Source organism: Streptomyces sp. AV19 (assembly GCF_015999245.1).
In the GTDB taxonomy this organism is placed as follows: Bacteria; Actinomycetota; Actinomycetes; order Streptomycetales; family Streptomycetaceae; genus Streptomyces.
Map to the genome: position 1 here is coordinate 108,806 of NZ_JAEAMR010000007.1, position 14,439 is coordinate 123,244.

Consider the following 14,439-nt stretch of genomic DNA (forward strand, 5'->3'; position numbering starts at 1 on the left):
CAGCGCCTTGTACGTCCCCTCCGGATCGGCCGTCGTCACCCGCTGCCCGCCCCGGGCCTTCTCGAAGGCGTCCAGCAGGCGCCCGGCGGAAGCACCCTGCTGCTCCAGCAGCTCGGCGACCCGCCCGCCCTTGGCCGCGATCCCGATCAGCAGGTGCTCGGTGGAGACGTACTCGTCCCCCAGATCCCGCGCCCGCTCGCCCGCGTCCACCAGCACGGCCTGGAGCTCCCTCGTCGGCTGCGGCGGCGCGACGGTGGACCCCTGCACGCTCGGCAGCGCGGCCAGCACCCGCTCGGCCCCGCCGCGCAGCACGGCGGCGTCCGCCTCGACGGCGGCCAGCAGATCCAGCAGGTTCTCGTTCTCCCGGTTGGCGAGCAGGGCGATCAGCAGGTGGGCCGGGGTCATGTCGGCATGCCCGGCCGCCACGGCCCGCTCATGGGCGGCGCTCAGCGCCTCACGGCTCTTGTTGGTCAGCTCGGCATCCACGGTCGGGGGCTCCTCCTCGGGCTCGTCCTGCTGCGAGTGCTCGTCCTGCTGTGAGGAACGTGCGATAAGTTGAGTCTATTCCACTCAACCTTGGTTTGGGGAGTGCGTCGGGGACAAGTGACCCTCTTGTGAGTGAAGCCCTGGGGAGGGGCGGCCGCCACCGCAGGCGGTGCGACCGTCCAACTACCCTGACCCCCATGGCCCATGACCTGCGCAACCTCCCCGACGCCTACCTCGCCTTCTGGCGCGCGCGCCACTTCCCGACGCTCACCACTCTCCGCCGGGACGGCAGCCCGCACGTCGTACCCGTGGGCGTCACCTTCGACGCGGAGACCTCGACGGCCCGAGTGATCACGCGTAAGCAGAGCACCAAGGTGGCCAACGTCCTGGCCGCCGGGCCGGACGGCGCCCGGGTCGCCGTCTGCCAGGTCGCGCCGGGCGGGTCATGGGCGACGCTGGAGGGCACGGCCGTCGTCGTCACCGAGCCGGAAGAGGTCGCGGACGCGGTCGCCCGCTACGCGGAGCGGTACGAGCGGACTCCGTCGCCCAACCCCGACCGGGTGCTGATCCGGATCGCGGTCACGCGGGCCATGGGCTCGGTGCGGCCGGCCGCGTAGTCCGCGTCCCCGCCGAGCAGACACCCGGGACGCCGATTTCCGACGCGGCGATGGGGTACGCGCTCGGCACGGGCGCGCGCCCGGCGCGCCGGAGGCCCGCCACCCATGGGGTGACGGGCCTCCTCGATACCGGAGCAGGCGCTCAGCGCTCCCGCTTGCCCGGCCGCCAGACGACCAGCGCGCTGGTCTGCTGGACCTCCTGGTACGGGACGAGGTCCCGCCGGTAGGAGGCGTGCACCGCGGCCTCGCGCTGCTGCATCGCCGCGGCGGCGCCCTCGACCACCGTCTGGAGCTCGGTGACGCGCTGCTGGAGCGCGGCCACCTGGTTCTCCAGTTCGATGATGCGCTTGATACCGGCCAGGTTGATGCCCTCGTCCTGCGACAGCGACTGCACCTGGCGGAGCAGCTCGATGTCGCGGGCCGAGTAGCGGCGGCCGCGCCCGGCCGTGCGGTCGGGGGAGACCAGGCCGAGGCGGTCGTACTGGCGGAGGGTCTGCGGGTGCAGGCCCGAGAGCTGGGCCGCGACGGAGATGACGTACACCGGTGACTCGTCGGTCAGCTCGTAGGGGTTACGACGGCGTCCGTCGCCGTTCATCGCGGTCACGCTCCCTTCGCTGCCTGGAACAGCTCTGCGCGCGGGTCCTCACCCGCCGTCGCCTCGCGGAAGGTCTCCAGGGCGTCCCGGGCCTTGTCGCTGAGGTCCGTGGGCACGGTCACCTCGACGGTGACCAGCAGGTCGCCGCGGGTGCCGTCCTTGCGCACCGCGCCCTTGCCGCGGGCGCGCATGGTGCGGCCGTTGGGCGTGCCGGGCGGGATCCGCAGGGTGACCGGAGGACCGCCCAGGGTGGGCACCTTGACCTCGCCGCCGAGCGCCGCCTCCGTGAAGGTGACGGGCACCGTGACGGTGAGGTTGTCGCCCTTGCGCCCGAAGACCGGGTGCGAGCCGACGTGGACGACGACGTACAGGTCGCCGTTGGGACCGCCGCGCTCGCCGGGCGCGCCCTTGCCGCGCAGCCGGATCCGCTGGCCGTCGGAGACGCCCGCGGGGATCCGGACCTGCATGGTGCGCGACGAGGTGGCCCGCCCGCTGCCCTTGCAGACGTCGCAGGGGTTCTCGGGGATCAGCCCGCGGCCCTTGCAGTCGGGGCAGGGGTCGGTCAGCGAGAAGCCGCCGCCCGCGCCGCGCGACACCTGGCCGGTGCCGACGCAGGTCGGGCAGACCCTGGGCGTGCCGTTCTTGTCGCCCGTGCCGGAGCAGGACTTGCAGGCCGCCGAGGAGGACATCCGCAGCGGGACGGTGGCCCCGTCCACGGCCTCGGTGAAGCTGAGCGTCACCTCGGACTCGATGTCCTGGCCCCGGCGCGGCTGGGTGCGCGGTCCCGCGCCGCCCCGGTTGAACAGGCCGCCGAAGACGTCGCCCAGGCCCCCGCCGAAGCCGCCGGCCCCGGCCCCGCCCTGGGCGCCCCCGAAGAGGTCGCCCAGGTCGAAGTTGAAGGAGCCGCCGCCGCCCGGGCCGGGTCGGCCCCCCTGACCAAAGACGGCGCCGTTGCCGAACAGCGCCCGGGCGTCGTCGTACTCCTTGCGCCGCTTGGCGTCGGCGAGGACGTCGTACGCCTCGGAGATCTCCTTGAAGCGCTCCTCGGCCGCGGCGTCGCCCTTGTTGGCGTCCGGGTGGAACTCGCGGGCGAGCTTCCGGTACGCCTTCTTGATCTCCGCCTCGGTGGCGTCCTTGGAGACGCCGAGGGCCTTGTAGTAGTCCTTCTCCAGGAAGTCCTTGGTGCTCATCCCCGGCGTCCCTCCTCCCGGTGCTCAGTGCCGTGCGTCATCGCGTCAGCCCTCGTCCGGGCCACCGCTCTCCTCGTCGGACTCGCCCTCGCCCTTGGCGGACTGGGCGCCCGGCTGGGGCTCGGCGACCGCGACCCGCGCCGGGCGGACCGTACGCTCGCCGATCCGATACCCCGGCTGCAGGATCTGCACGCACGTGGTCTCGGTGACGTCCGGCGCGTAGCTGTGCATCAGCGCCTCGTGGATCAGCGGGTCGAAGGGCTCGCCCTCCTTGCCGAACTGCTGGAGGCCCAGCTTCGCCACGACCGTCTCCAGCGACTCGGCGACGGACTTGAAGCCGCCGACGAGCTCGCCGTGGTCACGGGCGCGGCCGATGTCGTCCAGCGTGGGGAGCAGCTCGGACAGGAGGTTGGCCGTGGCCACCTCCTTGACCTGCACCCGGTCCCGCTCGACCCGGCGGCGGTAGTTCTGGTACTCCGCCTGGAGCCGCTGCAGGTCCGCGGTGCGCTCGTTGAGCGCGGCCTGGGCCTGGTCCAGCTGGGCCTGGAGGCCCACCTCGACCAGCTCCTCGCCGGCCGGGGCCGCGCCCGCCTCCTCGGCGGGTGCGGCGCCCTTCTCGTCGGCCGGCTTGCCGGAGGGAGTGCCTTCAGGCTTGTCGTCGAAGCCCGGGGTCTCCTCCGTCACGCCGACGCACCGCCCTTCGGCTTCTCGTCGTCCACGATCTCGGCGTCGACGACGTCGTCCTCGGCCTTGGCCTGCTGGCCCGCGCCACCGGCCGCACCCGCGGCACCGGCCGCGCCCTGGGCGCCCTGGGCGTCGGCGTACATGGCCTGGCCGAGCTTCTGGCTGACCGCCGCGACCTTCTCGGACGCGGTGCGGATCTCCGCTGTGTTGTCGCCCTCGGCGGACTCGCCCTTCAGCTTCTCCTTGAGCTCGGAGACGGCGGTCTCGACCTCGGTCTTGACCTCGGCGGGAACCTTGTCCTCGTTGTCCTTGAGGAACTTCTCCGTCTGGTAGACGAGCTGCTCGGCCTGGTTGCGGGTCTCGGCGGCCTCGCGGCGCTTGTGGTCCTCCTCCGCGTACTTCTCGGCCTCCTCGCGCATGCGGTCGACCTCGTCCTTCGGCAGCGAGGAGCCGCCGGTGACGGTCATCTTCTGCTCCTTGCCCGTGCCGAGGTCCTTCGCGGCCACGTGCATGATGCCGTTGGCGTCGATGTCGAAGGTGACCTCGATCTGCGGGACGCCGCGCGGGGCCGGCGGGAGGCCGGTCAGCTCGAACATACCGAGCTTCTTGTTGTACGCCGCGATCTCGCGCTCGCCCTGGTAGACCTGGATCTGCACGGACGGCTGGTTGTCCTCCGCCGTCGTGAAGATCTCGGAGCGCTTGGTCGGGATCGTGGTGTTGCGCTCGATCAGCTTGGTCATGATGCCGCCCTTGGTCTCGATGCCGAGGGACAGCGGGGTGACGTCGAGCAGCAGGACGTCCTTGACCTCGCCCTTGAGGACACCGGCCTGGAGCGAGGCGCCGATGGCGACGACCTCGTCCGGGTTGACGCCCTTGTTGGCCTCGCGGCCGCCGGTCAGCTCCTTGACGAGCTCGGCGACGGCGGGCATGCGGGTGGAGCCGCCGACCAGGACCACGTGGTCGATCTCGGACAGGGCGATGCCCGCGTCCTTGATGACGTTGTGGAACGGGGTCTTGCAGCGCTCCAGCAGGTCCGCGGTCAGCTGCTGGAACTGGGCGCGGGTGAGCTTCTCGTCCAGGTGCAGCGGGCCCTCGGCGGAGGCCGTGATGTAGGGCAGGTTGATCGTGGTCTCGGTGGACGAGGACAGCTCGATCTTGGCCTTCTCGGCGGCCTCGCGGAGGCGCTGGAGGGCCATCTTGTCCTTGGACAGGTCCACGCCGTGACCGTTGGCGAACTGCTTGACCAGGTAGTCCACGACGCGCTGGTCCCAGTCGTCACCACCGAGGTGGTTGTCGCCGTTGGTGGCCTTGACCTCCACGACGCCGTCGCCGATCTCCAGCAGCGAGACGTCGAAGGTGCCGCCGCCGAGGTCGAAGACGAGAATGGTCTGGTCGTCCTTGTCGAGGCCGTAGGCCAGCGCGGCGGCCGTCGGCTCGTTGACGATGCGCAGGACGTTGAGGCCCGCGATCTCGCCGGCCTCCTTGGTGGCCTGACGCTCCGAGTCGTTGAAGTACGCCGGGACGGTGATGACCGCGTCCGTGACCTTCTCGCCCAGGTACGCCTCGGCGTCGCGCTTCAGCTTCTGCAGGATGAAGGCGCTCATCTGCTGCGGGTTGAAGTCCTTGCCGTCCAGGTTGATCTTCCAGTCGGTGCCCATGTGGCGCTTGACCGACCGGACGGTCCTGTCGACGTTGGTCACGGCCTGGCGCTTGGCGACCTCGCCGACCAGCACCTCGCCGTTCTTCGCGAAGGCCACGACGGACGGCGTGGTCCTGGCGCCCTCGGCGTTGGTGATGACGGTGGGCTCACCGCCCTCGAGAACACTGACGACGGAGTTCGTCGTACCCAGGTCGATGCCGACCGCACGTGCCATGTCGATTCCTCCAGCTGACTTGAGTGGAACAGGCTCAAGGGTGCAACACGGAGGCCACTCTGTCAACGGAACTGAGTCGAGGGGGCTCAACTCTCGTGCGTCCAAGATCGGCAAGAGGGGCTTCCAAGGCTTGCCTGCGCGACGCAGATCACCGGCGCTGCGGGTACAGCGCGCGGCCGAGAGTGAGTAGTCTCGTACGGACTGGATAAGTTACCGATTAGTAATCGCTCTCGCAGGTCCGAGGAGCCCTCCCATGCAACTCGCCGCGATCATTGTGTCGCTGGTCCTCATCGCGGTCGGCGTCGCGCTGTTCGGCCGTGCCATCCTGCAGATCTACCAGCACATGAGGCTCGGCCAGCCGGTGCCCAAGGGCACCCGCACCGCCGACCCCAAGCAGCGCACGGTCACGGTGGTCAAGGAGTTCCTGGGCCACACCCGGATGAACCAGTGGGGCACGATCGGCGTCGCGCACTGGGGCGTGGCGGTGGGCTTCTTCGCGCTGCTGCTGACGATCGTCAACGCCATCGGCCAGCTCTTCAAGGCCGACTGGCTGCTGCCGATCATCGGTGACTGGCTGCCGTTCGAGATCTTCGTCGAGTTCTTCGCCCTGATCACCACGCTCGGCATCCTCACCCTGATCGCCGTCCGGCAGCTCAGCAAGCCGGGCAGGCCCGGCCGCAAGTCCCGCTTCGCGGGCTCCAACTTCGGCCAGGCCTACTTCGTCGAGGCCGTCATCCTCATCGTCGGCGCCTCGATCCTGACGCTGCGCGGCCTGGAGGGCGCCCAGCACGGCGTGGACCACTACGAGGCCGGGTTCTTCGCCTCGTACCCGCTGGTCGCGGCGTTCGACGGGCTGAGCGTCGAGACCCTGCAGAACGTCACGTACCTGGTCGCCATGATCAAGATCGCGACGTCCTTCATCTGGATGATCACGATCTCCCTCAAGACCGACATGGGAGTGGCCTGGCACCGCTTCCTGGCCTTCCCCAACATCTGGTTCAAGCGCGAGGCCGGCGGTGACGTCGCACTGGGCGCGCTGCAGCCGATGGTCAGCAAGGGCGAGCCGATCGACTTCGAGGACCCGGCGGAGGACGCGGTCTTCGGCGTCTCGAAGATCGAGGAGTTCTCCTGGAAGGGCCTGCTCGACTTCTCCACCTGCACCGAGTGCGGCCGCTGCCAGTCGCAGTGTCCCGCCTGGAACACCGGCAAGCCGCTCTCCCCCAAGCTCATGATCATGGCGCTGCGCGACCACGCGCACGCCAAGGCGCCGTACCTGCTCGCCGGCGGCGGGAAGAACGCGGAGGGCGAGGAGCAGGCCACCGCGGAGCAGCTCGCCGACGTCCCCGCGGCCGCGCTGGCCGAGGCCGAGCGCCCGCTGATCGGGACGCTCGAAGCTGCGTCCAACGGCCTGGGCGGCGTCATCGACCCGGACGTCCTGTGGTCCTGCACCACCTGCGGCGCCTGCGTCGAGCAGTGCCCGGTGGACATCGAGCACGTCGACCACATCGTCGACATGCGCCGCTACCAGGTGATGATCGAGAGCTCCTTCCCGTCCGAGGCGGGCACGATGCTCAAGAACCTGGAGAAGAAGGGCAACCCCTGGGGCCTGGCCAAGAAGCAGCGCCTGGCGTGGACCAAGGAGGTCGACTTCGAGGTCCCGGTCGTCGGCAAGGACGTCGAGGACCTCACGGAGGTCGACTACCTCTACTGGGTCGGCTGCGCCGGCGCCCTGGAGGACCGCGCCAAGAAGACGACCAAGGCGTTCGCGGAGCTCCTGCACATCGCGGGCGTCAAGTTCGCCATCATGGGCGGCGAGGAGGCGTGCACCGGCGACTCGGCCCGCCGCCTCGGCAACGAGTTCCTCTTCCAGCAGCTCGGCCAGCAGAACGTCGAGATGCTGAACATGGCCTTCGGTGAGGACTCGGAGGACGAGTCCACCAAGAAGCCCAAGTCCAAGAAGAAGATCGTCGCGACCTGCCCGCACTGCTTCAACACCATCGCCAACGAGTACCCGCAGCTCGGCGGCGAGTACGAGGTCATCCACCACACGCAGCTGCTCCAGCACCTCGTCGACGAGGGGAAGCTGATCCCCGTCACCCCGGTCGAGGGTCTGATCACCTATCACGACCCCTGCTACCTGGGCCGCCACAACAAGGTCTACACACCACCGCGCGAGATCATCGCCAAGGTGCCGGGCCTGCGGAACGAGGAGATGCACCGCCACAAGGAGCGCGGCTTCTGCTGCGGCGCCGGCGGCGCGCGCATGTGGATGGAGGAGCGCATCGGCAAGCGCATCAACAACGAGCGCGTGGACGAGGCGCTGTCCCTCAACCCCGACATCGTCTCGACGGCCTGCCCGTTCTGCCTCGTCATGCTGACCGACTCGGTCAACGGCAAGAAGAACGAGGGCAAGGCGAAGGAGTCGATCCAGGTCGTGGACGTCGCCCAGCTCCTGCTGGACTCCGTCAAGACCCCCGTCGAGCCCGAGGGCGACGGCGAGACGGCCGACGCGCCGGAGCCCGACCCGGAGCCGGTGAAGTAGTCCCCTCCGACGACCCGGGGCCCCGCGACGCGTTCGCGGGGCCCCGAGGTTTCCCCTAGGGGTTGTCACAGCTCCGCAGCAAGCGGGCTTCCGAGGCCCCCGCCCGGCACCACCACCCCCCGCGAGCGGGTACGTTCGAAGGCGTGGCTGGATTCAGGATGGGACGCGGACAGGGCCCCGGCGAGGGAGACCCCGCGCGGCAAGGACAACACCCGGGGCAGCAGGCCCCGTACGGCGGCCCGGCGTACGGTGGCGGCCCCGCGTACGGCGGGGGTCCGGGCGGCGCGCCCGGCGGTCACGGCGCACCGCAGGCGCCGTCGCAGTGGCAGGCCCGCCCCGGCGGGCGGGACGAGCCCGAGTACTTCGGCGGGGGCCAGCCGTACCACCAGCCGCCGCAGCCGCCCGGACCGCAGGCGCCGTACGACCCGTACGGCCGCCCCGGCGACAGCCCCGGGCACACCCAGCAGTTCGGCATCGGCGACGCCCCGGACGCGTACGGCCCCGACGGCGGCCACGGCGGCCACGGCGATCACGACGACTACGGCGACGCCCAGACCTACGGCGGCCAGGCGCCCGCCCCGCCGTCCGGTCCCCGGCTGCACTGGAAGGATTTGCTGACGGGGATCGTGCTGCGGCCCTCGGCCACCTTCTGGCAGATGCGCGACCACGCCATGTGGGGCACCGCGCTGATCGTCACCTTCGTCTACGGCCTGCTCGCGGTCTTCGGCTTCGACAAGGCCCGCAAGGACGTGCTCAACGCGACGCTCGGCAACAGCATCCCGCTGGTGCTGACGGCCGGCGTCCTGGTCCTGATCTCCGCCCTGATCCTGGGCGCGGTCACCCACACCCTGGCCCGCCAGCTGGGCGGCGACGGCCTGTGGCAGCCGACGATCGGCCTCTCGATGCTGATCATGTCGCTCACGGACGCGCCGCGCCTGGTGCTCGCGGTCTTCCTCGGCGGCGACAACGCCCTCGTGCAGTTGCTCGGCTGGGCCACCTGGCTGCTGGCCGGCTATCTGCTCACCTCGATGGTGAGCAAGTCCCACGACCTGCCCTGGCCCAAGGCGTTGGGCGCGTCGGCGATCCAGCTGGTCGCCCTGCTGTCGCTCATCAAGCTCGGCACGCTGTAATCGAGCACGCTGTAATCGGGTACGTACGGAGGGCCCCGGACGCGACGCGTCCGGGGCCCTCCGGCACAATCGCCTCGGCGTCCCCCCACACCCCTTGCGCCACAGGTTTCTGGTTTCGCAGCAAGGACCCCGCATGCTCCGACGCACCGCCGTACGCCGCGCCTCGGCGACGGCCCTCGTCCTCACCTCCGCCGCTCTCGGGCTCACCGTGCCGGCCGGCGCGGCCCAGGCGGCGCCCGTCACCTGCGCGCCCGGTGTCTGGAAGGCGGAGTTCTTCCCGAACACCACCTTCCGCGGCACTCCGAGGAAGACCGCCTGCGACAACGCCATCGCCGAGAACTACGGCACCGGTGCCCCGGCCGGCCTGCCCCGCGACAACTTCGGCGTCCGCTGGACGACCACCCGCGACTTCGGCTCCGGCGGCCCCTTCACCCTCACCGCGGAGGCCGCCGACGGCATCCGGGTCTACCTCGACAACGTCCTGAAGATCGACCTGTGGAAGGACGTCCCGAAGACGCGGAAGAAGGCGGTCCGGCTCACCGTCCCCAAGGGGAAGCACACGCTCCGGGTGAACTACGCGGCCTTCACCGGCCCCGCGAACGTGAAGTTCACCTACGCACCGGTCACCAGCAAGGCCGACGACAAGGTCAAGCCGCTCGCCCCGGCCCGGCCGAAGGCCTCCTACGACGCCAAGTCCGGCAGGGCGACGCTCGGCTGGGGGCGCAACAACGAACTCGACCTGGCCGGTTACCAGGTCCACCGCCGCGTCCTGCCCGCGTCCGGCAAGGCGGGCGCCTGGGCCGTCGTCAGCGGCAAGAAGCCGCTGACCGGCACGTCCTTCACCGACCGCCCGAAGTCCGACGGCAGCTCCTACGCCTACGCCGTCACCGCCCTCGACAAGGCGGGCAACGCCTCCGCCCGCTCCGCCGAGGCGAGGATCGGCACGGCGGCACCGGCCCCGGCCGCGCCGGCCGGGCTGGCGGTGTCGGGCGACTACCTGGAGGCCAGGCTGACCTGGGCGAAGAGCAAGGAAACGGGCCTGGCCGGCTACCGGGTCTGGCGCCGCGACCCGCGGCACGACTGGCAGCCCGTCCTGACGACGCGGGAGACCTCGGCCACCGACACACCCGTGGCCGACGGCACCGCCTACGAGTACGCCGTCACCGCGCTCGGCGCCGGGGGCAAGGAGTCGGGGCGTTCCGCGTCCGTCGCCTTCGCGTCCGTGGACCGCAGCCTGCCCCAGGCGCCCCTCGACCTCGCGGCCTTCGACACGCCCCCGGTGGGTGTCGCCCTGTACTGGCGGATCCGCGACGACGCCACGCACTTCCGCGTCTACGGCCGGGACGAGGACGGCGGCGCGGACTTCACCTGTCTCGGCTCCGTACAGGGCGAGGACCTGAAGTTCCTGGACCGGACCATCAGGCCCGGCCGGATCCGGAGCTACTACGTCACCGCCGTGAACGACCAGGGCGTGGAATCCGGCCGCAGCAAGGTCGTGCGCAACGGGGACGAGCCGTCCTGACGTATGCCGTCCTGCCCCACGGCGTCCCGGCATACGGCAGAGGGCCCCGGCTCCTGGAACGGAGCCGGGGCCCTCACCGGACGTGCACGCTCACGCGTCGAGGACCTGGCCCTCGCGCCGCACCACCGGCGGCTCCACGCTCCACGGGAAGTTGATCCACTCGTCGGTGCGCTTCCAGATGTACTCGCACTTCACCAGCGAGTGCGACTTCTCGTAGATCACCGCGCTGCGGACCTCGGCGACGTGCTCGAGGCAGAAGTCGTGGACGAGCTTCAGCGTCTTGCCGGTGTCGGCGACGTCGTCCGCGATCAGGACTTTCTTGTTGGAGAAGTCGATCGCGTTCGGGACGGGCGCCAGCATGACCGGCATCTCCAGGGTGGAGCCCACGCCGGTGTAGAACTCCACGTTCACGAGGTGGATGTTCTTGCAGTCCAGCGCGTAGGCGAGGCCACCGGCGACGAAGACGCCGCCGCGCGCGATGGAGAGGATGATGTCCGGCTCGTAGCCGTCGTCCGCGATGGTCTGCGCCAGCTCACGGATGGCCTGCCCGAAGATCGGGTAGGTCAGGTTCTCGCGGATGTCACTCACTGTTGCTCGCCTTGCTCTGCTCAGACCTGGGTTCGGTGGAAGTTCTGGAAGGACCGCGAGGGTGTCGGCCCGCGCTGCCCCTGGTAGCGGGAACCGTGCTTGGCGGACCCGTACGGGTGCTCGACCGGCGAGGTCAGCCGGAACATGCACAGCTGGCCGATCTTCATGCCCGGCCAGAGCTTGATCGGGAGCGTCGCCATGTTCGACAGCTCCAGCGTCACGTGCCCGGAGAAGCCCGGGTCGATGAAGCCGGCCGTGGAATGCGTGAGCAGCCCGAGCCGGCCGAGGCTGGACTTGCCCTCCAGCCGCGAGGCGACGTCATCGGGGAGCGTGATGACCTCGTACGTCGAGGCCAGCACGAACTCGCCGGGGTGCAGGATGAACGCCTCGTCCCCCTCCGGCACCACCTCGCGCGTGAGGTCCGCCTGCTCCACGGCGGGGTCGATGTGCGGGTACCGGTGATTCTCGAACACCCGGAAGTAGCGGTCCAGCCGTACGTCGATGCTCGACGGCTGCACCATCGACGCGTCGTACGGATCGATCTTCACCCGCCCGGCGTCGATCTCGGCCCGGATGTCCTTGTCTGAGAGAAGCACGGGTCGAGGATACGCGGAGACGGAGCACGACGCGGGCCCGGTCCGAGGGGGACCGGGCCCGCGAGGCCGTTCACCGCTTTATGATCAACGCTTCCGGTGCGCCACGGGCACCGAGTGCCGGAGCCGGGCGCAGCGCGGGCAGCGCAGCAGCCGCCCGGGGCCGAGCCGCCCGGGACCGAGGTTCTGCATCGGGAACGAAGCGGTGCTGAACACGTGCCCTTCGGCACAACGGACGACGGTGCGCTCCATCGAGTCCCTTTCCCATGGACGTGAAAGACAAAAGCCACATTAGGGGATGTATAGGACGTGCCCCTACCCGGCACTCCCGCCGCCCCCGGACGGGCTGTCCGCGCCACACGGTACGCCCCAACTCCCGTCCCCCACGCCCGCGTCCCCCTCCTGTGCGCTCCCCTTCCACACCACCCCCGCAAGCAGAAAAGGCCCCTCGCGACAGATGCGCGGGGAGCCTCGGATGGGGTAGAGTGTGCGACGATGCGACGCCTTGAGGGGCGTCCTCGCGGGCGTAGTTTAATGGTAGAACATGAGCTTCCCAAGCTCAGAGCGCGAGTTCGATTCTCGTCGCCCGCTCTTGATGAAAGGCCCAGGTCAGCGACCTGGGTCTTTTTCATTGTCTTCTTGATTGCTGTCTTCTTCGTTGCCGTCTTCTTCGTTGCCCCGATGACTCGGGGGCTCCGCGGCATCGGCGCGCCCCAACTCCTCCGGGATCAGCCCCGGTTCAGGCGGTGCCGGGGGAAGCGTGGAGGCGGCCGGGGGCGGGGACGGCCAGACGAGGAGGAGCGGGCAGGGGGCGTGGTCCACGACGAAGCGAGTGGCGGGGGCGAGGCTGCGGGGGCCCAGGCGGGTGCGGTCGCCGTCGCGGGCCACGACGAGGAGGTCGGCGCCTTCCGCGGCGGCGACGACTTCGCGCTCGGGGACCCCGGCCCGCGCCGCGCGGGAGCACGGGCGGCCCAGGTGCCCGGCGGCGGCCGCGAGGAGTTCGCCGGCCGAGGCGGCCGCCGCCCGCTCCATGCGGGTGCCCGGGTCGCGTTCCGGCCGGCCGCGGCCGAGGAGGTGGGCGAAGGCGCCGTGGGCGGCCTCGGTGACGTCGGCCTCGGACACGTGGAGCAGGACGACGTCCGTGCCGTCCGGTACGTGGGTGCGGGCGGCGGCGACGGCCGCGCGCCAGGTGCCCTCGGTGATCCAGACGATGACGGCCACCACGGCTCCTCAGCCTCCGACGACCTGCGACGCGCCCCACAATGCCACCACCGCGACGACGAGCCCGGCAGGCACGGTGAGCAGGCCGAGCCGGGTGAACTCCCCGAGATCCACCCGCCGGTCGTGGGCGTGCACGACGCGCCGCCACAGCAGCGTGGCCAGCGAACCGGCGTAGGTGAGGTTGGGGCCGATGTTCACCCCGGTCAGCGTGGCGAGGACGGCGGCGGGGCCCGAGGGCGCCGTCAGCGGCAGGAGCACCAGGACGGCGGGGAGGTTGTTGACGACGTTCGCCAGGACGGCCGCCAGGGCCGCGACGCCGAGCAGCGCGGGCAGCGACGTGCCGTCCGGGACGAGGCGCCCGAGACCGGTGTCGAGCCCGTTGTCGACCACCGCCCGGACGACGATCCCCAGCGCCAGGACGAAGGCGAGGAACAGCGGCGAGGCGGCGCGGACGATTCCGGCGGGCGTGGTGCGGCGCGCGGCCAGGGAGCGGACGGCCAGGACCAGCGCGCCGGCCAGGGCCGCCCAGGCCGGGTCCGCGCCGAGCGCCGGGGCGAGGACGAAACCGCCCAGCGTGCAGGCCACGGTGGCCAGGACGAACACGGGCGTCCTCGGGGTTCCGGTATGCGGCGCGAGTGACTCCTCCATCAGGTCGCGGGCGAAGAAGCGGCGGAAGACGGCGTACTCGACGGCGATCGCCGCCAGCCAGGGCAGGGCCATCAGCGCGGCGAACCGGGTGAAGCCCAGCCCGCTCGCGGCGAAGCCCAGCAGGTTGGTCAGGTTGGAGACGGGCAGCAGCAGCGACGCCGTGTTCGACAGGTGCGTGCACGCGAAGACGTGCGGCTTCGACCGCACCCCGAGGCGCCGGGCGGTGACGAACACCACCGGGGTCAGCAGCACCACGGTGGCGTCCAGGCTCAGCACCGCCGTGGTCACCGACGCGACCAGGAAGACCTGCCCGAGCAGGCGGCGCGGCCGTCCGCCCGAGGCGCGCGCCATCCAGGCCCCGCAGGCGCGGAACAGCCCCTCGCCGTCGCAGAGTTCGGCGATCACCAGCACCGCCGCCAGGAAGCCGGCCACCGGTGCCAGCCGCTCCGCTTCTTCGGCCGCGTGCTCCCACGGGATCAGCCCCGCGCCCACGACGACCACCGCGGCCGGGACCGCCGCCACCGCTTCCGGCAGGCCTCGGGGACGCACGACGGCGAAGGCCAGCACCCCGACGAGCAGGGCGAGGGACAGGGCTTCCGCGAGCGGCGCGTTCAGGGCGGGATCCTCCAGGTCCTCCGGTGCGCGAACGGGTCCGAGGGCCTCATGGAACCAGACCCGGCCCCTCCCGCCCGGCCGATGCGGCCGGTCCGTCGACGGCCCTGCCTTTACCCTTGGGGCCGCCGATGGCG

The 14,439-nt window shown here is 71.0% G+C and carries 12 protein-coding genes, 1 tRNA gene and 1 pseudogene; 5 read left to right on the top strand and 9 right to left on the bottom strand.

What is annotated here, in order from left to right:
• The coding region (locus I5Q34_RS10050) for a Clp protease N-terminal domain-containing protein (RefSeq protein WP_307811662.1) at positions 1-486 on the bottom strand (486 nt) is incomplete at its 3' end.
• A 197-nt stretch (positions 487-683) separates the two neighbouring features.
• On the opposite strand from I5Q34_RS10050, the gene I5Q34_RS10055 reads away from it, so the two are divergent.
• The gene (locus I5Q34_RS10055; RefSeq protein ID WP_199891861.1) at positions 684-1,103 is read left to right on the top strand and encodes a pyridoxamine 5'-phosphate oxidase family protein; all 420 of its coding nucleotides are present in this window, start codon (positions 684-686) and stop codon (positions 1,101-1,103) included.
• Positions 1,104-1,245: 142 nt separating this feature from the next.
• On the opposite strand, the gene I5Q34_RS10060 is transcribed toward I5Q34_RS10055, so the two are convergent.
• The 4 genes from I5Q34_RS10060 to dnaK are packed head-to-tail and all read right to left on the bottom strand — an operon-like array spanning position 1,246 to position 5,446.
• Positions 1,246-1,698 (bottom strand): heat shock protein transcriptional repressor HspR, encoded by a 453-nt coding sequence (locus tag I5Q34_RS10060; RefSeq protein ID WP_199891862.1) that lies wholly within the window; start codon positions 1,696-1,698, stop codon positions 1,246-1,248.
• 5 nt (positions 1,699-1,703) lie between these two features.
• On the bottom strand, positions 1,704-2,888 hold the full coding sequence (gene dnaJ / locus I5Q34_RS10065; protein WP_199891863.1) for a molecular chaperone DnaJ: 1,185 nt from the start codon (positions 2,886-2,888) through the stop codon (positions 1,704-1,706).
• A 45-nt stretch (positions 2,889-2,933) separates the two neighbouring features.
• On the bottom strand, positions 2,934-3,572 hold the full coding sequence (gene grpE / locus I5Q34_RS10070; protein ID WP_199891864.1) for a nucleotide exchange factor GrpE: 639 nt from the start codon (positions 3,570-3,572) through the stop codon (positions 2,934-2,936).
• Positions 3,569-5,446, bottom strand: coding sequence for a molecular chaperone DnaK (dnaK, locus tag I5Q34_RS10075; RefSeq protein ID WP_199891865.1), 1,878 nt, complete (start codon positions 5,444-5,446; stop codon positions 3,569-3,571). Before dnaK ends, grpE begins: the two co-directional genes overlap by 4 nt.
• 253 nt (positions 5,447-5,699) lie before the next feature.
• Here dnaK and I5Q34_RS10080 point away from each other — a divergent pair, with 253 nt between their 5' ends.
• The 3 genes from I5Q34_RS10080 to I5Q34_RS10090 all read left to right on the top strand — a co-directional run bounded on the left by I5Q34_RS10080 (position 5,700) and on the right by I5Q34_RS10090 (position 10,640).
• On the top strand, positions 5,700-7,988 hold the full coding sequence (locus tag I5Q34_RS10080) for a (Fe-S)-binding protein (RefSeq protein WP_199891866.1): 2,289 nt from the start codon (positions 5,700-5,702) through the stop codon (positions 7,986-7,988).
• A 158-nt stretch (positions 7,989-8,146) separates the two neighbouring features.
• On the top strand, positions 8,147-9,118 hold the full coding sequence (locus I5Q34_RS10085) for a Yip1 family protein (RefSeq protein ID WP_199892881.1): 972 nt from the start codon (positions 8,147-8,149) through the stop codon (positions 9,116-9,118).
• A gap of 133 nt (positions 9,119-9,251) precedes the next feature.
• Complete coding sequence (locus I5Q34_RS10090) at positions 9,252-10,640, top strand: PA14 domain-containing protein (protein WP_199891867.1); 1,389 nt, start codon at positions 9,252-9,254, stop codon at positions 10,638-10,640.
• Positions 10,641-10,730: 90 nt separating this feature from the next.
• Here the strand turns inward: I5Q34_RS10090 and I5Q34_RS10095 are convergent, their stop codons facing one another.
• Both I5Q34_RS10095 and dcd read right to left on the bottom strand, forming a co-directional pair.
• Entirely contained in the window at positions 10,731-11,228 is a 498-nt protein-coding gene (locus tag I5Q34_RS10095) for a phosphoribosyltransferase (protein WP_199891868.1), read from the bottom strand.
• A gap of 20 nt (positions 11,229-11,248) precedes the next feature.
• Positions 11,249-11,824 carry a dCTP deaminase gene (dcd, locus tag I5Q34_RS10100; protein ID WP_199891869.1) on the bottom strand — a complete coding sequence of 192 codons (576 nt, stop codon included), beginning with the start codon at positions 11,822-11,824 and terminating at the stop codon, positions 11,249-11,251.
• A gap of 517 nt (positions 11,825-12,341) precedes the next feature.
• Here dcd and I5Q34_RS10105 point away from each other — a divergent pair.
• Positions 12,342-12,412: transfer RNA gene (locus tag I5Q34_RS10105), tRNA-Gly, on the top strand.
• Between the two features lie 144 nt (positions 12,413-12,556).
• Here I5Q34_RS10105 and I5Q34_RS34580 read toward each other — a convergent pair.
• Positions 12,557-13,042: pseudogene (locus I5Q34_RS34580) on the bottom strand (universal stress protein); the annotation flags it as partial.
• A gap of 9 nt (positions 13,043-13,051) precedes the next feature.
• Complete coding sequence (locus I5Q34_RS10115; RefSeq protein ID WP_199892882.1) at positions 13,052-14,305, bottom strand: SLC13 family permease; 1,254 nt, start codon at positions 14,303-14,305, stop codon at positions 13,052-13,054.
• Positions 14,306-14,439 lie beyond the last annotated feature (134 nt).

Bases quoted from the DNA above. Each gene is read 5' to 3' on its own strand.
- dnaJ (WP_199891863.1), bottom strand. From the start codon at position 2,888: ATGAGCACCAAGGACTTCCTGGAGAAGGACTACTACAAGGCCCTCGGC.
- I5Q34_RS10080 (WP_199891866.1), top strand. From the start codon at position 5,700: ATGCAACTCGCCGCGATCATTGTGTCGCTGGTCCTCATCGCGGTCGGC.
- I5Q34_RS10085 (WP_199892881.1), top strand. From the start codon at position 8,147: ATGGGACGCGGACAGGGCCCCGGCGAGGGAGACCCCGCGCGGCAAGGA.
- I5Q34_RS10090 (WP_199891867.1), top strand. From the start codon at position 9,252: ATGCTCCGACGCACCGCCGTACGCCGCGCCTCGGCGACGGCCCTCGTC.
- dnaK (WP_199891865.1), bottom strand. From the start codon at position 5,446: ATGGCACGTGCGGTCGGCATCGACCTGGGTACGACGAACTCCGTCGTC.
- I5Q34_RS10055 (WP_199891861.1), top strand. From the start codon at position 684: ATGGCCCATGACCTGCGCAACCTCCCCGACGCCTACCTCGCCTTCTGG.
- I5Q34_RS10060 (WP_199891862.1), bottom strand. From the start codon at position 1,698: ATGAACGGCGACGGACGCCGTCGTAACCCCTACGAGCTGACCGACGAG.